Genomic DNA, 19818 nt, shown 5'->3' with positions numbered 1-19818 from the left:
GAGCGACGCTTTAAAGTCAATACACGGGCCAAGCGAACGTGCATTGCAACAAGCCGTGACTAGCGCAGCCGAAGCCGCGGCGCAAGCCTTTTGAGCGCGGCATCCTGTACCGAGATGAAGCAATTCCGGTGAACGCCGGCGCCTCTGTCTCTGCGGAAGCCAGAAGCCCGTTTCGCAAGGAACACGCTGCGATCAAATCGGTTTAAAGGCCAACCGGAAGAGTAGAGAAAATCGTGAATGGCGCGAGTGACGGGGCTCGAACCCGCGACCTCCGGCGTGACAGGCCGGCACTCTAACCGACTGAGCTACACCCGCGCATGATGCCGGCTTGCGGCACTTTAAAATCTGCCCTCGCATATCGACGCGCCAGCAAATCTTTCGAGGAAGAGATGGCGCGAGTGACGGGGCTCGAACCCGCGACCTCCGGCGTGACAGGCCGGCACTCTAACCGACTGAGCTACACCCGCGCATTACTCGTGAGGCGTGACACCTCCCGGCCGGCGGCCTCGACCGCTCGGTTGAGCGGCTAACTAGGAGGTTCGCGTTCGGGTGTCAAGCAGGTTTCAAGACAAAAGGATGACGACCACTCTCTTTGCCCTCCTCCGCCCTCCCGGCAAGCGCAGCTTCCCCAAAAAATTCAAAAAAACATCATGAAAGCTCTTGCGGTTTTTCCGCGATCCGCATAGATCACGGCCACCGACGCGGCGGGCGAACGTTCCGCAGCCGCGAAAGGGCGATTAGCTCAGTTGGTAGAGCGCCTCGTTTACACCGAGGATGTCGGGAGTTCGAGTCTCTCATCGCCCACCATTTTTCTTAAAGATTTCAGAGACCTACAGGCAACGGAAAACGGGACTACGTAGCGGTTCAGTGCGCGCTCCTTTTTAGCTGGCGAGACCTTACCGGGCAGCTTTCCGATAAGCACGCTGTTACCCTCATTGTTCCCGCAAGCACACCGAAGCCTGTCTGGCAGATGCATGAGATATTGATTCCCTTGCCGTCCGGCGCTGGCGATCAACACGCGCCCAATACGCATCACTTGCCCGCGTCTGCTCGTCCCTTCTGACTCGCCTGCTGGCGCTTATCCTTCTCGCGTGCCTTCTTTTCCGTCGCGGTCTCCCGCTTCCGCCGCTCCTTATCGACAGATCTGTCATCAGCCTTAATCAACGGTAATCCTTGTGTTTTCCTTTGCTGCATTTCAACCTAATTGCCTCGCCAGTCGTCTTCTCTTATGCTTCCATTCCGTGCGACTGGACAGGCTCGACGCGGGGGCAATTTGGAAAACTTTGTTCAACGGCCACCGCTTTCGAATAGCTTGCGAAAGTTTACGGTAATCAGGTCACACACCTGATCGGATCGTTGCATTTTTATAACAGGAGCATTTCGTTCCTATCCAAAAGCCAGAATTGGCCGCTGATCTTCATCTCACAAGTATTTGGGCTCAGCGGGCGTGACCTAAAGGCCATCGTCAGCGGCTCGGCATAACCGTGATAATGGAGCAAAAGGTTGGACAAGTTAGCCTATTTGATGCTTCAGTTTTCTGAGGCTTGCATTTCGACACGAACTGTCGCGGAGGTTTGCGAACTCGTTGAGCGCATGGTGGTATCTTTGGGTGTTGAGCGATTTGCCTTGGCAGGACTTCCCCTCCCCCATGAGAGCCTGGAGAGCTACTTCCATCTCAACGGTTGGCCACCAGCATGGTTTGAGCGGTATCTGAGGAAAAATTACTTCCGAGACGATCCCGTTGTGAACCTCGTTCGTCGAGCGGACCGGGCAATCGTATGGTCCGAAACGATTGACAATAAGGCTCTGCCGCCCAAAGCCCGCCAAGTCATGCGCGAAGCTGCCGATTTCGGACTGGTGGACGGCATCACGATCCCGATCTTCACACGGTCAGGCTTTGCGGGCATCTTCTCCGTTGCGGGAAAGAAGGTCTCGTTGCCGGTGCCCCATAGGGACCTCCTTCACATCATAGCAATCAGGGCTTACACCCGACTGCGAGACCTGAACGCTGCGGGCAGCGACATTACCGAAGACGTCATGGTCACCCGCAGCGAAAGCGAATGCCTGACCTGGTGTGTTGAAGGCAAGAAGGATTGGGAAATCGGTGAAATGACCCGGCGTTCGCCGCGGACGGTCCAAGCTCACCTTACCAATCTGCAGCAGAAGTTGAACGCAAGAAATCGAGCACATCTGATTGCAGAGGCGTTTCGACGCGGACTGCAACGGTAAAATACGACAATTTACGAATAGTTTTTCCTTACCTCCGGTTGCACATTACGCGTGCACAACGGAGGCAATCGATGCTGGAGATTATACGAGGCAGACAAGTCCCGCAAAAACAGTCCATCATGGAGGCGGTTTGGCGTTTCCGCCATCAGTGTTTTGTCGACGAGCTCGGCTGGGAGGCGCTTCGACAAAGCGACGGCCGGGAACGGGACGCGTTCGATACGCAGTCCACCATTCACCTGGTACTGACAGAGGAAAACGAAGTGGTCGGCTATTCGCGTCTGCTGCCGACGATGAAACCACACCTTCTGTCCCATCTTTACCCAGAGCTGATCGGTGAAGAAAGTTATCCAAGAGGGCGTCAGGTCTTCGAATGGGGAAGATGTGCAACCGCAAGACACGTAAGGCACGTCCGTGGCATTGCAACTGCAGACGTATTGATGACAGCCGTTCTCGAGTTCCTCGTCTTTTCCAAGATCGAGACCGTCATTATACAAACAAACCCTGCGCTCGTGAAAATGATCCGCAGGAGAGGCTATCGATTGGAGGTTCTGCGTGAGCCCGTACTTTATGAGGGAGAACCGGTCATGGTCATTGCAGCCTACCCCTCTTTTCGTCTGCTTCAACAGCACCGCAAGGCCTATGGTATAGATCAGTCCCTGCTTTCCGTGCCGTCGCGCCGAGCGCGATCCTTTGCAATCACGGATGCCAACCATCGCGCGGAAGAAAGTTCAGGCAGTTGGGCCGAAGCTGAATAACGATGATGGAAATCGGAGGCGCAGGACTATAACGAAACCTCATGGAAGGGCTTCGGCTGCGATATTCATCAGGAAGCGACCTCCCTGGGCATGGCGCCTTGACAAGTGAAAGCTGCGGAAAGGCGCCCGCAACGATGTCAACAGACGACCGCTTTGGGCTTTGTCTCGATGTTCCTTGCGTTTGCGAGCTGCAGTGACAATGTCCGCCGATCTACACCGTTTGGCGTGCAAGATCTCTTTCGTTGAGGTGGGCCCACATCCAATCAGCCGCCATTTGCAACGTCCGCTGATCGCACCTTGATCATCGCATCGACCAGCAACAGCAAGGAATTCACAGCGTCGGCCGGCAGCGCCTCAACGATCTTGATCAGTTCGCGACGTCTGTCGGCTTCGTCTTTTGTCTTTCCAAACCGATAAGGCGCAGCAGCCATGATGACATCGATTGGCGAAAAATCCAGAAGCTCGCTCAGATGAATGAGCCTGGTCACGGTCATCTTCGTTTCGTTGCGCTCGTATCGCCCATAGACTTGAGGATGAAGCGCAAGCAGAGGTGCGACATCAGCATGCGTGAGCCCGGTGCGTTCTCGCGCCTGCCTGAGCGCGTCCGCAATTCGGTTATCAAGTTCGGAAAACTCCGCGATCCCCTCATATCCAGGGCATCGGTAAACCGGCTTGTCGGCTTCGGGACCTTTATGTTCGACGAGACCCTTCTCTTGGATGTGTTTGTCTACTCTGCTTGTCATGAAAGATGGCCCGCCATTGTTTCTTATCCTCATACATCAACAACGCTTCTTATGACCAGAAGCGAGCTTTCCGCTTTGTGTGAACGGAATAATAATCGAGGGAGCCATCATGGACGACTACGAGGTTCCTCAAGACCTCACCACTCTCCTCTCACGTCATCGCACGCTGCTGCTGGAGTTAAGGCGGCGAGGCGAGACGGTTCGAGTACATTCGTTCTTCGACGAGCTTGAGCTGGAAGAACGCCTGGTTTGCAATCAAATTATTGCATGGCAGCCGGCCGACAGGCGCGAGGCGTTGCAAAAGCTCACGCATCTGGCGGGCTACGTACTGGCCACAGGGATACCCCTTGATGCTGCAACAATTTGCCATTCGGTTGAACCGTTCTTCTCCCCCCCGGGCTCTGTCTCATGAACGATATCGCCGACACCGATCGCCCTTGTGATACTCTTTCCGGCCAGGCGAACATGCGCGGCCGATGCGGGCGCACGCCGAAACGATCGAGACGCGAACCGACCCGGTTTCCTGAATTTTTATCCGCCGCAACACTCAAATCGGATCGCACCACCAAAGGACCGCATCGTCGCAATTGGGCGGTCATCGCCCCCTCACCCTCGGATCTGCCCACATGCCGAACGACGCCTTTTTGCCAATCTCTTCGGCTTTCGACAGATCCGGGCGAGCCAAAGTACCATCGGGCTTTGTCGAGAGACGAAGGGCGCCAAGCGACACAAGCTGTTCTTCGAACATTTCGACAGTGTCGAGACTGCCCGGAAAATAGTAGTAGCCATAACAGGTTGCATTGTGAACCGGCGACTTCCGCTCGCTGATAAACGCCCGGCAGAATATCACCTTCGGATTGTTCAGCATGACTTGCAGCTGTTCTTGCGCATAGTCGCGGCAACGTCCTATGAACCCATCCCGCCGACTGACCATTTCGCCCTCGCACGGCTCAACGCCGTAAAGGCGCACCACAGTGTCGCCAGTGACACGAAAGTCGGTCGCCGACAGCGCTTCGAAGGCATTCGTGGTCGCATAACCCTTGCGCTCAGCCACCTCACCACGCCCGTCGTAATATTCCATCACAAGGACGATTTTCCCCGATACCGTCAGGGATCGAACATAGCCCTCATTGACCGGTTGCGCGGCGAAAGCAGGCGCCGCGAGCACGCAAATGCCAAGCGCTGCATAAATTCCACGTCTCATCATCTACCTCCATGACTTAACTCGTATCGTTATTTTATCTAAAGGGGTTGAAATCAACCAGATTCCCTGTAGACCTATACGTATTTCGTATTATTCCACTCCAAGAGCATTCAGTCGTCGAGAATGCTCAGCCAGTGATAAGAGGGAATCGATGCACACTTATGGTGAACTTTCCCGACTGAAAATCCCTAGGTTGACCACTCTTCTGGTGACCTTGATGATCATCGAAGGGGAGGCGAAAGCAAGAGATGAATCTGACAAAATAAATGGAATTTCAAATTCTTATGAAATCGATCTTCCTGCTTTGGAGGAGCCTTCATCATCGGACGCCTTGGGGCGCAGGAGGATTTCGCAGGCAAGCTTCGATGAAACACCGGAGCTGAGATCAGGACCGCGAACAGCACATGAAACACCGAAAAACGAAATTAACTTATTTCATTACTTTCCCCATGCAAAATCGGCGACACCACCATGGCCGAACAGAATTTACTACGATACTAAAATCGCTACATCGCGTCAGAGGCCTGACAGCTCAAAAAAAGCACCTCCCGCCACAATTGCGCGAAAGACTGATGAATGCGCGCCCTCACCGCTTACGCCGGAAAGTGTCAGGCGCCTGGTGATTCAATCTGCCAAACGTCATCAGGTCGATGAGGTCTTTGCAGAAGCAATCGCCTGGGCCGAGAGCGACTTCGACAGGCGGCGCAATTCACCAAAAGGTGCGCGTGGCCCGATGCAGTTGATGCCCGATACTGCGGTTCGTTTCGGCGTTCACGATATCTGCGACCCCGCCCAAAACATCGACGGTGCGATGAGATACCTGCGGGTGCTCTTCGACGAGTTTCAGAACCCCCTTCTCGTCGCGGCCGCCTACAACAGCGGCGAGCGGCGCGTCTACGAACACGCGGGCATTCCACCCTTTGCTGAAACCGTCAGATACCTCGCAAAAGTCATCAACTACCAACTTGGTCTGCCGATGCCGTCGGCAAAGACAGGCCCGATGCGCGTCCTGCAAACCCCAATCGAAGGCCCAGCTCCCGGCAACGAGGCTGGCGTTATCGCTGTGCAACAACGCCGCCAATTTGTCGGCGGAGTGATGCATTTTTGAAGGAGAAACTCGGTGGAACACGAATGGCAGAACATCGGATTGCGGGTGCTGAAGCTTACGACCCTGATAGGCGTCATCGCCGCTGTTCAGGTCATAGCTCCAGACGCTGCCCTGGCTCAGACAAATGGTGGTGGAGCATTTGCGCCGTTAGAAACGGCGGTTCAGATGATCGTCGACTTCATTACCGGCCCCTTCGGCCGGCTTCTGGCGATCATTGCGGTCATCGGTCTCGGCTTCCTCGCGTTTGCAGGCCGCCTTTCCTGGTTCACGGCGGGCGCGGTCGTCATTGGAATCGGGCTGGTGTTTGGCGCACCTGCCATCGTCGATCAAATGATATCAGCCGTCGGACAATGACCAATGACCGGGTTTGAGCGTGAAGGACCGACTTTCACTCCGCTTGTCATAGGCTTGACCAGGCCGCCGACACTTTGGGGTGTGCCCTATATGGCGGTCGTCGTCACCTTTGGCATTACCGTCATTGGCTGGTTGGCGACGAACGACCTGCTGGCACTCTTGATCGCACCTGTCACCTATCTCGTCTTGTTTTCGCTTTGCGCCCGCGACAGCAAAATCCTCGACGTGCTGCAGGTGGCCTTCCGCAAAACTCCCCGAACGCCTAACAAGCACCTTTGGGGCACGAATTCGTACGGACCATAGCCATGCGGAAAGTGATCCGCCAGGAGCTCGGTCTTGGTCGGTTTTCCGGCCGCGAGCGGCCCATGTCTCGGCATATCCCATATCTGCGGCATGTATCCGATACGGTGATCGGGCTGGAGAATGGCTCCCTCTTAAGCGTCATCAGACTGCACGGCTTGTTTTTTCAGACGGAAGATCAGGCAGAACTCAACATGCGCGCTATAGTCCAAAACACGATGATCCGCGCCCTCGGCTCCAGCCGTTATTCGCTGTGGTCTACGGTCGTGCGTCGAGAAGTCGAAGCGCAAATCGGCGGCACGTTCGACAATCCATACTGCGATCTTCTAAATTCCCGCTATATGGAGCAGTTGCGTCACAAGCGCATGTTTCGAAACGAGATCTATCTCACCATTGTGCAGTCGGGAATGCGTGGCGTCCTCGGCGTTGGCGATTCCATTAAACGGATATTCGCACGGGCAGATCGAGGTGCCGGGCTAAAATACACCCGCGATGATGTCACTGAGCTCGAGGAACTCATCGGAAACCTCGTGCAGGATCTGACCAAGTACGGCGCGCGCACACTCGGTATTGCCTATCGGAAGCGCGATGATGACCCGGCGGGAAACGAAGAGCAGTTAAACGCGGCAATTGTCGAGCCTTACTCCGAGCCTTGCGAATTCTTCAACACGATCCTGACCTGTGGAATACCGCGAAAGATGCGTCTGCCGCGGATGGGAATCTACGGCTTTGTCGGCACGTCGCGGTTGCATTTCGCCAAGCGAACGATGCAGGCTCAAGCAGCCATCGATGAAGACACACGCTACGGAGCGATGCTGTCTATCAAGGAATATCCCCCGTTCACCGGCCCGGGTTTACTGGACGGCCTGTTGCAGGTGAACCACGAATTCATCCTCACCCAATCCTTCACCATAGTCGACAAGCCGATTGCACAGGAGCGGATCAGTCGGCTGCAGCGGCAGATCCGGGCGTCGGACGGTTCCGGCAGTGCGGTTGAACAAGACATCGACTACGCGCTCAATAGCCTGATGAACCAGGAAGCCGTATTTGGTTTCCATCATCTTTCGCTTCTTTGTCTGTCTCGCGATCTGGAAGGTGTCAGCCGCAGCGTGACAGAACTCGGCGCCAGTCTGACAAACATGAACATCAATTGGCTGAGAGAGGATCTCAACCTCGAAGCGGCTTTTTGGGCGCAACTGCCGGGAAACCACGCTTACATCGCCCGCAAGGCAATGCTGTCGAGCGCGAATTTTTCCGGCCTGTCATCGATGCACAATCTCGCAACGGGAGAGGCTGATCATACCCATTGGGGTAGGCCGATCACCATTCTCGAGACGACATCGCAAACACCTTATTGGTTCAATTTCCATCGTCGTGACATCGGCCACTTCCTTGTCACGGGACCGACCGGATCGGGCAAGACGGTTGCTTTGACATTCCTGTTGGCCCAGGCGATGCGGGTCTCGCCCACACCAAAAGCCGCATTCTTCGACAAAGATCATGGCGCCGAAATATTTGTCAGGGCGATCGGCGGCTCCTATGAGGTATTGTCGCCCGGAACACCGACAGGTTTCAACCCGCTCCAGCTGGAAAACACCGGAACCAACCGCGAATTTTTACTGCGGCTCGTCAAGGCGATGCTGCGATCTGGTGATGACAGTGCGCTCAGCCAGGAAGACGAAGATACGCTAGAGCAAGCGATCCCCCGCCTGATGCAGGAGCCGAGATCGGAACGAAATCTTTCAAATTTGGCAGACCTTCTCTCGGGCCGGTCGCGGGCCAACGCCAACGATCTTTGTTCTCGCCTTCGCGCTTGGATCGACGGCGAAAAGGCATGGCTCTTTAATGCCGCAGAAGACGTACTTTCTTTCTCGTCACATCGCGTCTTCGGTTTCGATATGACCCACATCCTCGCCAACGAGGAACTGCGTACACCGGCGCTGATGTATCTTTACCACCGCCTCGATGAACTGCTCGACGGAAACCCCGCCATGTTCTTCATGGATGAGGGCTGGCAGCTCCTAATGGACGAAACTTTCAGCAACTTCATCGTTGACAAGATGAAGACCATCCGAAAGCTGAACGGCATTGTCGGCTTCGGGACACAATCTGCAGCCGATATCGCCAAAGCAAAAGCCTCCCATACGCTGATCGAGCAGGCGGCGACCCACATCCACTTTCCGAACCCGCGGGCCGACGAGGAAAGCTACATAAAACGCTTTGGTCTGACGATGAAGGAATTCAGCTTCATCAAAACGACACCCCCTGAAAAGCGAGCCTTCCTGATCAAGCACGGCAATGACTCTGTCATCGCTAGGCTTGATCTCACCGCAATGCCCGAGCTCATCAAAGTGCTTTCCGGGCGCAAGGAAACGATCGAGGAATGCGCGCGCTTGCGCGAACGCTATGGCGAACAACCAGAACATTGGCTTGCCCGGTTCTGCGGATGGGAGACAGGCGAATGAAGCAAGGTCGTCTCTTGTGGCTTCTAAACCTATCGCTGGCAGTCGGTGTCTCCGGTCCGGCGATGCCACAAGTGCCCGTTATCGGTCGCGTCAACCCTGCTTTTGGCATCGCCCAAAATGGTGAAGAGGTTAAAGATCGCGTCTCGGGTGGCGTCTGCAATCTCCGACAAGGGCTTGAATGGAGCCGAACCGAAAGGCCTGCGCACAGAGGCGCGAACGCGAGGCCGATATAGCGCTGATCTTGAACGCTGAATGAGGAAAACGACCATGAAGAAATTCCTATTCATCGCATGTTTACTGCCGGCTGCATCCACCGCGTTTGCTCAGGTGCCAGTGATCGACAACGCAAATCTCGATATCGCGAGAAGAACCGCCCAGACGACGGGCGAGATCTTGGAGACGAACAGGCAAGTCCTGAAAACAACCGAAGAAACACTCGACGCTATGACCGGCGACCGCGCCGGTGACGCAAACCGCATGCAAAACCTCGCGGTCGGCAATGGCTTCAGCGCATCGCAGATGCCTTCATTCGACAAATTGTTATCGGGTGGAGTCGCAAACTTTGGGAGCGTAAGCGGAGACGTCTCGCAGATCGCAACCACATTTCTCAACAGCCTTGAACTGGTAAGGACCCTCTCCGGCAAGGAAGGCAGTTCGTTTTCCGGCGACAAGTCCTATGAGGAGATGGTGAAGACGGTGCTCGGCGTCGCCGCACTCGTTACCGGTTCCCAAAAAGCCGTTCAGACCCGCCGCGCATCATTCGAACAGGCCGGCTCCAGCATCGGCCAGGCCAAGGACATCAAAGGCTCGATCGACCAAAACACCCAGCTTCAGGTCGAAGCGGGCCTGACCATCAACGAGCTGATTGGCGTCATGAACGGCGCAGTGTCCTCGCTGCAGGCAGATAATCAACGCCGGCTCACGGATATCTCGAACTCCCAAAAAGCGCTCAGCTATAGTGACGAGTAATGCACCATGAGCGGCAAGGTATTTCTTTTTTTCATGGTTTCGGTCGGTCTTGTCAGTTGCGGTACTGCCTACAAAGAAAAGACCGCACCTTGCAAAAGACCGAAGCACCTGACCCGTTTGGCTCCCGATCCGAGACGGGAATGTGGACCGATGACCCGGGTCAACAGCGACACCTCGGCTGCCGCCCTGACGGCCATCGATGCGGTGTTGGTAAAATAGAAAAGGTCGGAGACCATGCACGATTTCCTCGGGGACGTTCTTGAAAGAGTCGAACAAACAGGAGCAAACTTTTCCGAAGACGCCTTCGGTATCGTTGGTCAACAACTGATGCCGCTGCTGACAATCCTGTTTGTCGTCTATGTGAGCTACTACGGTCTGCAACTCGTCATGGGAACGGCGCGCGTCAGCGTCAGCGAGATCATCGGCCGCGTCGTGCGCATGTTGGTCATCCTGACCCTCGTCAGCAAGTGGGAGAATTTCAATAGCCTCTTTTATGCCTGGCTGAGCGATACGCCTGAAGAGGTTGGCCGCGCGATCTTGACCGCAACCGGAACCGGCATCACCGAACCCACGAATGGGTTGTCCTTAATCTGGAAGACGGCCAACGAGGCGGCTTCCGCATTCGCCGAACAATCAGGCTACTTCTCCATCCTGCCATCCATGGTCGGCTTTCTGATCATGCTTTGCGTCGGCGTTTTCATCGCCGTGGCGCTGGCGATCCTGCTGCTTGCCAAAGTGATGATGTGGATGCTGATTGGCACCGCTCCCATCTTCATCGCCTGCATGCTCTTTGAACGTTCCCGCGGCCTTGGCGCTGCTTGGTTTCAGCAGGTACTGATGTATGCCCTCATTCCCCTCTTCGTCTACGTGGTTGCAGCCTTCCTCATTGCGGCAATGGACCCGGAGTTGACAAAGGTGACGAATGCCGCAGCCCAGAGGCGCCTTCAACTCAGCGATATCTCCGCCTTTCTTTTGCTCTGCTGCGCGGGTGCATTCGTCCTGTTCAACATTCAGATACTCGCCCAGGGCATCACCGGTGGCATTGCGGCCGGTATCGGCAGGATCGCGCGTGAGGCCGGACATCTGGCGGGAGTGACCGTCCCGAAAGCGACGTTCGGCGCGGCTCGCTCCTTGGCAGGCACGATCGGCGATCATGGCATGCAAGCAAGGACGCGGACCATGGAAACCATGAGGGCAAATATTCGAAATGCCACCGCCCGAGCGATGCAGAACCGAATCAGCAGCAACAGCCTGCCAAATTGAGTGAACTGTTCGAGGGAAGTGTCTTTAAGGATGCGCGCGAATGAGCAAATCGCATGATGCTGCTCTTGAAAGCTATTTTCAGGATGGCGACCGCTGGGAACAGGAAATCTTGAAGAGCGCCAAGCGATCGCGAGCGATCGCCTGGTTCATCACCATGGTCTTCGGCACCATCACGCTGCTATCACTGACAGCACTCATCCTGCTGGTGCCACTTAAGAGCTTCGAGCCCTATATCATCGAGGTCGACAAGAATACAGGCTATCTGGAGGTCAAATCCGGCCTTACCAAATCGGTCAAACTAACCGATCTGCAAGCCATCACTCAGGCCAATGTCGTGCGCTACATCCGATCCCGCGAGGGGTACGATCCCTTTGCGGTGACCGAAAATTTCGGCATCGCGGCGCTGCTTTCCACCAATGACGCCGCGCGCGAACTCCAAGAGCTTTATAGCGCGGCAAACCCGGACAATCCCGCGAAAATCTACGGCAAGGATAAAAAAGTCACCGTCGACCTCAAGTCCGTCACCTTCTCAAACCCCAGCACCGCCCTCGTTCGGTTTTCCACGACGGAGAAATCGGACACGGGTCAGATCACCCGCCACTACATTTCCGTTGTCCGCTATCGCTATACGGAATCGCCAGCAACCAATGCGTGGCGCTTCGAAAATCCGTTGGGCTTCCAAGTCTATGACTACCGTCGCGACCAGGAAACGGTCACGCCAGGAGATGCCGGACAATGAGGTTGCTTCTTCTCCCGGCTCTAGCAGTCCTCATCACGGTGGAGGCGTTCGCAAGTCAGGCGCCACGGCCAGGATCGCTCGACCGGCGCGTTACAAGTGTCGTCTATCAGGCGAACAACGTGCTGGAAGTGCCCGCAACCTACGGCATCTCCACCATGATTATCTTCGACGAGGATGAGGAATTCGAAACGATCTCGCTTGGAGATACCGACAGCTGGCAGATCGCCCCCTCAGAAAAGGGCAACATCCTCTTCGTAAAGCCCATCGCACGAAACGTCGACACCAACATGAACATCGTAACGACCAAGAGGATCTATTTCCTCGAGCTCAATGATCACGCTCCGGACGATGGTAAGCAGGTGTTTGCCATTCGCTTCGTCTATCCCGACAAGGACCTGAACGCGCGATTGCGCCAGGAGGCCAAGGATCGGGCCGCCTATCCCAATATCGCCAATATCGACAGGGCAAACATCAATATCGATTATTCGTTTTCCGGCGATCCGGCCCTGAAACCCAGCATGGTCTTTGATGACGGCAAGAAGACCTTCTTTCGGTTTGAAAAGGCTGTCCCCGCGATCTTTGCCGTCCAATCCGATTTCTCCGAGACCCTGCGCAACTTCCGTAAAGAGGGCGATTACATCGTCGTCGACGGTATCGCCACGCAATACACGCTTCGCGACGGCAACCAATGGACCTGCATCTTCAATCTTAAAAGGCCTGACTTCGGCGCCCCGAACCCTGATTTTTTCGGGCCGGCTTTGGACAGGAATGCGACGAAGCGGCGAAGGAGCGGCAACTGATGAAGTTAAGCCCGGAACTAGAGGCGATGGCCGTGGCCGACGACACGCCGGTCAAGGATCGAAACGCTCGACGAGACCAAAGGCTTGGAGCAATAGCCCTGTTTCTGGGCGGGATTGCCACCGCGTACTTCGTCGTCACAACCTCCGGCGAAAAAAACACCGAAAACATCCAGAGTGACGAGGAATTTCAGACGACGACCTTCAGGCCGCCGTCCTTTCTGAGGGAAACAGAAAAGCCCTCGCCCGCTCCCGAGCAGCCTGTCATCAATCTGCCGCCACCCGCTCCCCCGGAAAAACCGCCTCCCGAGACGACGACCTTTGACGTACCTCCGCCGAAAGAGGTGGCTCAGCCGCCAATGCCCCCCTCGCCTGCCGAGGAGGCTTTTCCGAAACGCTACATGTCAAAGCTGATTGCAATGGATGACATCGTCGGCGGCAATGATGGTCGTAGTCTCCGCGACGAAGGCAGCTCAGGCGTGACGGTCGCCGGCGCCGATCGCAACAGCAAATATCTCAATGCAGCCTCCAATCTGGCCAGCCGTAGCGCCAAGGCCCGCCGGATCGAGCGGATCGATGCCATGATTACCGAAGGAACGTTGATCCCCGGCATTTTGGAAACGGCGATTAATAGCGATCTGCCCGGCCAAATCAGGGCCATTACGTCACAAGACGTCTATTCTTTCGACGGTCGACGCATCCTAATCCCGACCGGCACGCGCCTCATTGGAGAATACCAGTCAGAGATCACGCGTGGTCAAAAGCGCATTTTTGTCATCTGGACCCGTCTCATCCGCGACGATGGCGTCTCCGTCAGACTTGATTCAATCGGCGCCGACGGGCTGGGAAGGTCTGGGTTGACCGGCCATGTCGACAACAAGTTCCGTGAACGGTTCGGCGCCTCGATCATGTTGTCGATCGTCGGTGCTGGCGCAAGCTATCTGACGGGATACGGCAGCGAACGGGCTTCTGGCAACGGCGATGACGCAGAGCGTGGCGCGGAGCTCGCGCGAGAAACCATCGCTGAGACCTTCAGCAATATGGCGAATACCGTTCTTTCGGAAAACCTGCGCATCGCGCCGACGATCAATGTTCCTCAAGGCGAGCGCATCTTTGTCTATGTGCGCCAAGACCTCGACTTCAGCGCCCTTTATGACGATCCGATCACCGAAGCAATGAAGGAGATCCGACGTGAACGTCACGACAGGTAATGTCATGTCGACCAGGCGCGATCGTTATTATTTCCTCAATCGCGCCCTCGAACCGCTCCGGCCGTTCCTTGACGATCCGGCGGTCATGGAGATTGCCGTCAACGGGCCTGGCCATGTCTATATCGAGCGGCGTGGTGCCGAATATATGGAGCATCATCACATCAGCAGCCTAACGGCTGACGAAATCCAGAATATAGGCGAGCGGGTTGCAGCGGCGACCGACCAGTTTGTCAGCCGTACCAAGCCGATCCTCAGCGCCTCACTACCGACCGGCGAACGCATCCAGATCGTCTTGCCGCCGGCTGCATCCGGCGGCGGTTCGGTCTCTATCCGCAAACAGGTGATCAATGATTTTACGCTCGAGGAATATCGGGACAACGGCTCGCTGGACAAGGTGTCGGTTGCCGTCGGCGGCCTCAGCGACCTCGATCACACGCTGGTTGGGCATCTGCGAGCAAACAGGATTTACGACTTCATTCATACGGCCATCAGTCAGCGGGTCTCCATCCTGATCAGCGGCGGCACGTCCTCCGGCAAAACGACATTCCTCAACGCCTGCCTGAAGAGTGTCCCCCAACATGAGCGGATCATCACGCTCGAAGACACACGAGAACTTTTCCCTCCCCAGCCGAACACGGTCCACCTGGTTGCCTCAAAAGGTGACCAGGGTACGGCCGATGTATCGATCCAAAGTTTGCTCGAAGCCTCATTGCGCATGCGCCCCGATCGGCTGTTCATGGGCGAAATTCGCGGAAGTGAAGCGTTTTCCTTCCTTCGCGCCATCAACACCGGTCATCCCGGCAGCATGTCCACGGTCCATGCCGATACACCCTTGGGCGCCTACGAACAGCTTGCGATGATGATCCAGCAGGCCGGTATCTCTTCAGGCTTCTTAAAGCACGATCTCATGTCCTACATCCGGATGGTCATTCCGGTCGTCATCCAGTTGCGCCGCGAAGGCGGCAAGCGGAGCGTCTCTGAGATTTTCTTTGCGCGAGACGAGCCGTGATCAGACAGTTCCAAAGCTTCTACTTGTGTTTCTGCGCCGCGATCGCATTGCTTGTCTGGCTGCTCGCCTACGGCCTGGGGCTTCTGCTTTTCTACGAGGATGGACGGATTCTCAAGGCCACGATCACGAGCAATCCCTTTTCGCCGATCCAGCAGTTCTGGTCCTATCCGACCGATCCTATCCTACAGAAAGTCGCACTTTGGGCAGCGGTGCCAGCCACGCTGGTCGCCGGTCTCATGGCCCATCTTGGTCCAAAGCCGACCACGAACCCTTTGGGCGACGCGGCATTTCAGGACAGGACTTCGCTTCGACGTGGCAAATGGTTTCGCAAAAAGGGCCATATCTTCGGCCGGCTGGGATCAAGAATTCTAAGGGTCAAGGACGACCGGCACCACGTCATTATCGGCCCGACACGCTCCGGCAAAGGTGCAGGTTACGTCATTCCCAATGCCCTGATGCACCAAGGTTCGATGATCGTCACCGATCTGAAAGGTGAGATTTTCAGGGCAACCGCCGGATATCGTCGTCGAGACGGCAGCGAAGTATTTCTGTTCGCACCGGGGGCGGTAACGACAAACTGCTACAACCCCCTCGATTTCGTTCGCACAGAACGCGGTGACCGCACCGCCGACATTCAAAACATCGCCAACATACTCATCCCTGAAAATATCGACTCTGAAAATTCGATCTGGCAAGCGACCGCGCAACAGGCGCTTGCCGGCGTCATCAGCTATGTACTGGAAAGCCCGTTTTATAAAGACCGTCGCAATCTCACAGAGGTCAATTCCTTTTTCAATACAGGCCTCAATCTTCAGGAGTTGATGAAATGCGTCAACGAGAAAGAACCTGGCCTTTCTAAGTTCACGATGGAGAGCTTCAATTCCTTTATCGCGCTTTCCGATCGCGCCGCTGCGTCCGCTCTTCTCGATATCCAAAAGGCCATGCGCCCCTTCAAGAATGAACGGGTGGTTGCAGCGACACGCGTTACCGACATGAACTTGCATGCCATGAAGCATCGGCCGATCTCCATTTATCTAGCGCCAAGTCTGAGGGATATCACGCTGTTGCGCCCCCTCCTTACTTTGTTCGTGCAACAGGCCATGGATATTCTCACGCTCGAGCACAATCAGAATTCGCTGCCGGTCTATTTCCTCCTCGACGAGTTCCGTCAGTTGAGGCGGATGGATGAGATCATGATGAAGCTGCCTTATGTTGCCGGCTATAACATCAAACTCGCCTTCATCATCCAGGATTTGAAGAACCTCGATGAAATCTATGGCGAGACCTCGCGTCACTCCCTGCTTGGCAATTGCGGCTATCAGCTCATCCTCGGCGCCAACGACCAGGCGACGGCTGAATACGCGTCGCGGGCGCTCGGCAAACGCACAATCCGCTATCAATCGGAATCGCGAACGATCGAATTTTTCGGTTTACCGCGACGGACCAAGGTCGAACAGATCCGAGATCGTGATCTGATGATGCCTCAGGAAATCCGACAAATGCCGGAGGATAGGATGATCCTCCTCATCGAAGGGCAACGCCCGATCTTGGCGGAGAAACTCCGCTTTTTTCAAACGCAGCCGTTCAAATCGGCGGAAGCTTATTCGCAGGCCAACATTCCACGGGTACCGCAGGTCGAATATCTCCCACACAAGCCCGTTCCGGCCACAACCGCCAGCTACCAAGACGCGGTTAACCTCACTTCGGCTTCGCGCTCATGATGAGCGCCTCCCCCCAAGTGGAGCCCGGAAGAAAATGATCCGGCCGGTCTGTATGACCCGCAAGAGCCCGGTGAGCGTTGGGATGCCCGACATCGCAATGATCAAACCGCGCTTACGGACCGGAGACATACTTGCACCCGACCCGCCAACCTCAACCATCTCGGAAGTCACCTTGCCAAGCGGGCGCCATCCAGACATGACGATGCCGAGCATCGGCTCCGGCTGCTTTGCGACAAGATCCGAGGAGCACGGTCCGGTCAGGAAACGAGACTATTGAGTGCAAGCGCACGATGGGCGACTTGCATCCAGTAGTGAACGCCGAGCGTGAGAGCCTCGTCGTTGAAGTCATAACCCGGACTATGGAGATTCCGCCCACAGTCCGCGCTGCCATTTCCGATCCAGATGTAGGCCCCCGGTTTCTTCCGAAGCATGAACGAAAAGTCTTCCGCTCCCATGCTCGCCGGCATATCGTGATAAACAAAACCCTCGTTGGACACGGTTTGCGCAGCCGCCCTGGCAATGTCGGTTTCCGCCTCTGTGTTGATCGTCGCCGGATAACGCCTCTGATAATCCAACTCCGCTCGAGCGCCGAAAGTCTCCGCCACCAGCCGCGCGCGATGCGCCATCTCGGCCTCAAGCCGGTCGCGCACCTCCGGCGTCAGCGACCGCGCCGTGCCCCGAATTAATACCGTGTCCGGAATGATGTTCCAGGTATCGCCTGCGTGGATCTGCGTAATACTGATCACCGCTGCATCTGCCGGGCTCAGCGTGCGGCTGACGATTGCCTGCCAGGCCGTATTGATCTGGCCGGCGACAAGGATCGGGTCGATCCCCTGATGCGGCATGCCGGCATGGGCGCCCTTTCCGATGATCTTCAGTTCGAAATTGTCCTGGGCCGCCATCATCGGGCCGGGATGGATTGCAAATGTGCCTACCGGCAGACCGGGCCAGTTGTGCATCCCGAAGACGCGGTCTGCCGGGAAGCGATCGAACAAGCCGTCCTCGATCATGACCTGGGCGCCGCCATGGTTCTCCTCCGCTGGCTGAAAGATGAAAACGACCGTTCCGCGGGGAGGATTGGCCGCCATCAGACGGGCGGCGCCGAGCAGCATCGCGGTATGGCCGTCATGACCGCAGGCGTGCATTTTGCCGGGCACCTTCGAGGCATAGGGCAAACCCGTCGCCTCGGCGATGTCGAGAGCGTCGATATCGGCCCGCAATGCAACAGAGGGCCCTTCCCCGTTGCGCAATACGCCGACAACGCCCGTGCGCCCGATCCCTTCGTATACCTCCAGGCCGGCATCCCGTAATTTTTCTGCAATGAAGGCCGCAGTCCGATGCTCTTCAAAGGCCGTTTCCGGGTACTCGTGCAATTGGCGGCGCCATTCGATCAGCTTCGGCTCCAAGGACTTGATGCAGTCTGTAGTATTCATTGCGTGACTCCCGACACGAGCGTACCCGCCACGCCGATTGCCATACCGACCAGCAACCAGGCGATCCGGTCGATCAACGGTATGTGAGTGTTCGCCGATGGCGGGCCTGGGGGCGAGTGCTCATGCCCGTCGGAAGAACCATTCGGCTGCTCGCCGGTCTGGCCCGTTCCGCCGGAAAGCACGGCGGAAAAACTGGAAAAGAAATCCTCCGCATTTTTCTTTGCGATGCTCTGGATCAGCCTCCCCCCGACGCTTGCAAGTTTGCCGCCGATGTCGACATCGGCAACATAGGCGAGTAGCGTGCGGTCTCCCTGTGGCGTCAGCCTGATCCTCGCCGAGCCTTTCGCAAAGCCTGCCGGGCCTCCCTGACCTCGCCCCGATAGTATATAGCCGAAGGGCGGATCGAGGTCGCTCAGTTCCACCTTACCCTTGAACGTGGCGGAAACCGGTCCGACTTTCGCGACCACCGATGCCGTGAATTCCCTGTCTCCGGTCTGCTGCATCTCAGAACAGCCCGGAATGCTGCGCCGGAGGGTTTCCGGATCGTTCAGCCCAACCCATACCTTGTCGATCGGCGCAGGGATGACATGTTCGCCAACAAATTCCATTGCCGTTTCCTATTTCCCGGCGTGCTGTTCGTAGAGCCTGTAGATCGCCTGCGTTCCCTCCTCACCGAATCCGCTCGACGCGAGCGTCTCATAGAGCCGCTTGGCCAGCGCGAGGCCCGGCAGGTCGAGCTTCATCCGCTCTGCTTCAGCGATGGCGATCGACATATCCTTGATGAAGTGATGCACGTAGAAGCCGGGAGCATAGTCGTCGGCCAGCATCTTCGGGCCGAGGACATTCAAGGCGAAGCTGGACGCGGCTCCGGTTCCGATCGAAGACAGGACCCGTCCTGCATCGAGCCCGGACGCCTTGGCATAGGCGAGACTCTCGCTGACGGCGAGCATGGTTGAAGCGATGGCGATCTGGTTGCTCATCTTCGTGTGCTGTCCCGCCCCCGGCCCACCTTGCAGGACGATGTTTTCGCCCATCAGCCTGAGGACGGGCAGAGCGACGTTGAACGCGGCGTCGTCCCCCCCGACCATGATCGAAAGTTTGCCCGCCTTCGCACCGAGGCCCCCCCCGGAGACTGGCGCATCGAGCGTCATAACGCCTTTTTGCGCCGCTTTCGCCGCAATCTCGACGGCGAGCGTAGGGCTGGAAGTGGTCATGTCGATGAGCACCGCCCCCGCTTTTGCCCTCTCTACGATCCCGCCGGCGCCGAGATAGGTTTCCTCGACATCCTTGGGATAACCGACGATGGTGACAAGGATGTCGCACGCCGCCGCCACCTCTCCTGCGCTGTCGTGCCAGACGGCGCCCTTGGCAACCAATTCGGCTCCTTTGCCTTTTGTCCTGTTGTAGACATGCAGCTCATGCCCGCCGTCGAGAATGTGGCCCGCCATGCTGCGCCCCATGATTCCCAGGCCGACGAAGCCGACTTTTTTCCTGCTATCTGTACTGTTCATTTCAGTT

Annotated in this window: 19 protein-coding genes, 3 tRNA genes and 1 pseudogene; 16 read left to right on the top strand and 7 right to left on the bottom strand. The window is 56.5% G+C overall.

The features are described from left to right. Positions 1–238: 238 nt before the first annotated feature. A tRNA-Asp gene (locus J2046_RS12985) sits at positions 239–315 on the bottom strand. Between the two features lie 75 nt (positions 316–390). Beyond that, a tRNA-Asp gene (locus tag J2046_RS12980) sits at positions 391–467 on the bottom strand. Positions 468–731: 264 nt separating this feature from the next. Here J2046_RS12980 and J2046_RS12975 point away from each other — a divergent pair. The 3 genes from J2046_RS12975 (at position 732) to J2046_RS12965 (ending at position 2984) form a co-directional block, all read left to right on the top strand. Continuing rightward, positions 732–807 (top strand) — tRNA-Val (locus J2046_RS12975). A gap of 696 nt (positions 808–1503) precedes the next feature. After that, on the top strand, positions 1504–2229 hold the full coding sequence (locus J2046_RS12970) for a helix-turn-helix transcriptional regulator (protein WP_233469744.1): 726 nt from the start codon (positions 1504–1506) through the stop codon (positions 2227–2229). A gap of 71 nt (positions 2230–2300) precedes the next feature. Beyond that, positions 2301–2984 (top strand): acyl-homoserine-lactone synthase, encoded by a 684-nt coding sequence (locus J2046_RS12965; protein WP_210052378.1) that lies wholly within the window; start codon positions 2301–2303, stop codon positions 2982–2984. 263 nt (positions 2985–3247) lie between these two features. Here the strand turns inward: J2046_RS12965 and J2046_RS12960 are convergent, their stop codons facing one another. Next, positions 3248–3727, bottom strand: a complete 480-nt coding sequence (locus J2046_RS12960) for a helix-turn-helix domain-containing protein (protein WP_210052376.1) — start codon at positions 3725–3727, stop codon at positions 3248–3250. Between the two features lie 109 nt (positions 3728–3836). Between J2046_RS12960 and J2046_RS12955 the strand changes: the two genes are divergently transcribed. Then, positions 3837–4139 (top strand): hypothetical protein, encoded by a 303-nt coding sequence (locus J2046_RS12955; RefSeq protein WP_210052374.1) that lies wholly within the window; start codon positions 3837–3839, stop codon positions 4137–4139. A 183-nt stretch (positions 4140–4322) separates the two neighbouring features. Here the strand turns inward: J2046_RS12955 and J2046_RS12950 are convergent, their stop codons facing one another. Continuing rightward, the gene (locus J2046_RS12950) at positions 4323–4931 is read right to left on the bottom strand and encodes a hypothetical protein (protein ID WP_210052372.1); all 609 of its coding nucleotides are present in this window, start codon (positions 4929–4931) and stop codon (positions 4323–4325) included. 217 nt (positions 4932–5148) lie between these two features. On the opposite strand from J2046_RS12950, the gene J2046_RS12945 reads away from it, so the two are divergent. From J2046_RS12945 to J2046_RS12890, 12 genes and pseudogenes are all read left to right on the top strand, one after another. Further along, a complete protein-coding gene (locus J2046_RS12945; RefSeq protein WP_210052370.1) occupies positions 5149–6039 on the top strand; it encodes a lytic transglycosylase domain-containing protein in 891 nt (296 codons plus the stop codon). 45 nt (positions 6040–6084) lie between these two features. Then, a complete protein-coding gene (locus J2046_RS12940) occupies positions 6085–6393 on the top strand; it encodes a TrbC/VirB2 family type IV secretion system protein (RefSeq protein ID WP_411828499.1) in 309 nt (102 codons plus the stop codon). A gap of 3 nt (positions 6394–6396) precedes the next feature. After that, complete coding sequence (locus tag J2046_RS12935) at positions 6397–6696, top strand: VirB3 family type IV secretion system protein (RefSeq protein WP_210052366.1); 300 nt, start codon at positions 6397–6399, stop codon at positions 6694–6696. A gap of 2 nt (positions 6697–6698) precedes the next feature. Next, positions 6699–9158 (top strand): VirB4 family type IV secretion/conjugal transfer ATPase, encoded by a 2460-nt coding sequence (locus J2046_RS12930; protein ID WP_210052364.1) that lies wholly within the window; start codon positions 6699–6701, stop codon positions 9156–9158. 267 nt (positions 9159–9425) lie between these two features. Further along, positions 9426–10127, top strand: a complete 702-nt coding sequence (locus J2046_RS12925; protein WP_210052362.1) for a type IV secretion system protein — start codon at positions 9426–9428, stop codon at positions 10125–10127. Positions 10128–10133: 6 nt separating this feature from the next. After that, positions 10134–10346 carry a hypothetical protein gene (locus tag J2046_RS12920; protein ID WP_210052360.1) on the top strand — a complete coding sequence of 71 codons (213 nt, stop codon included), beginning with the start codon at positions 10134–10136 and terminating at the stop codon, positions 10344–10346. Positions 10347–10361: 15 nt separating this feature from the next. Then, the gene (locus tag J2046_RS12915; protein ID WP_210052358.1) at positions 10362–11390 is read left to right on the top strand and encodes a TrbL/VirB6 family protein; all 1029 of its coding nucleotides are present in this window, start codon (positions 10362–10364) and stop codon (positions 11388–11390) included. Between the two features lie 40 nt (positions 11391–11430). Continuing rightward, on the top strand, positions 11431–12129 hold the full coding sequence (locus J2046_RS12910; protein ID WP_210052356.1) for a VirB8 family type IV secretion system protein: 699 nt from the start codon (positions 11431–11433) through the stop codon (positions 12127–12129). Continuing rightward, positions 12126–12929, top strand: a complete 804-nt coding sequence (locus J2046_RS12905) for a TrbG/VirB9 family P-type conjugative transfer protein (protein ID WP_210052354.1) — start codon at positions 12126–12128, stop codon at positions 12927–12929. The genes J2046_RS12910 and J2046_RS12905 overlap by 4 nt, the downstream gene beginning before the upstream one ends. Continuing rightward, positions 12929–14137 (top strand): type IV secretion system protein VirB10, encoded by a 1209-nt coding sequence (gene virB10, locus J2046_RS12900; protein WP_210052352.1) that lies wholly within the window; start codon positions 12929–12931, stop codon positions 14135–14137. The genes J2046_RS12905 and virB10 overlap by 1 nt, the downstream gene beginning before the upstream one ends. Further along, complete coding sequence (gene virB11, locus J2046_RS12895; RefSeq protein ID WP_210052350.1) at positions 14118–15146, top strand: P-type DNA transfer ATPase VirB11; 1029 nt, start codon at positions 14118–14120, stop codon at positions 15144–15146. The genes virB10 and virB11 overlap by 20 nt, the downstream gene beginning before the upstream one ends. Further along, positions 15143–16828 (top strand): annotated as a pseudogene (locus tag J2046_RS12890) (type IV secretory system conjugative DNA transfer family protein); the annotation flags it as partial. The gene virB11 and the pseudogene J2046_RS12890, both read left to right, overlap by 4 nt. Before the next feature lie 296 nt (positions 16829–17124). On the opposite strand, the gene J2046_RS12885 reads toward J2046_RS12890, so the two are convergent. The 3 genes from J2046_RS12885 to J2046_RS12875 are packed head-to-tail and all read right to left on the bottom strand — an operon-like array spanning position 17125 to position 19811. Then, positions 17125–18300: a M20 aminoacylase family protein gene (locus tag J2046_RS12885; protein WP_210052348.1), complete on the bottom strand. Its 1176-nt coding sequence runs from the start codon at positions 18298–18300 to the stop codon at positions 17125–17127. Continuing rightward, positions 18297–18908: a CoxG family protein gene (locus tag J2046_RS12880; RefSeq protein ID WP_210052344.1), complete on the bottom strand. Its 612-nt coding sequence runs from the start codon at positions 18906–18908 to the stop codon at positions 18297–18299. Before J2046_RS12880 ends, J2046_RS12885 begins: the two co-directional genes overlap by 4 nt. A 9-nt stretch (positions 18909–18917) precedes the next feature. After that, positions 18918–19811: an NAD(P)-dependent oxidoreductase gene (locus tag J2046_RS12875; RefSeq protein WP_210052341.1), complete on the bottom strand. Its 894-nt coding sequence runs from the start codon at positions 19809–19811 to the stop codon at positions 18918–18920. Positions 19812–19818: the final 7 nt, after the last annotated feature.

Source organism: Neorhizobium petrolearium, assembly GCF_017873175.1.
Lineage (GTDB): Bacteria > Pseudomonadota > Alphaproteobacteria > Rhizobiales > Rhizobiaceae > Neorhizobium > Neorhizobium petrolearium.
This window is presented reverse-complemented; position numbering and strand designations above follow the sequence as displayed.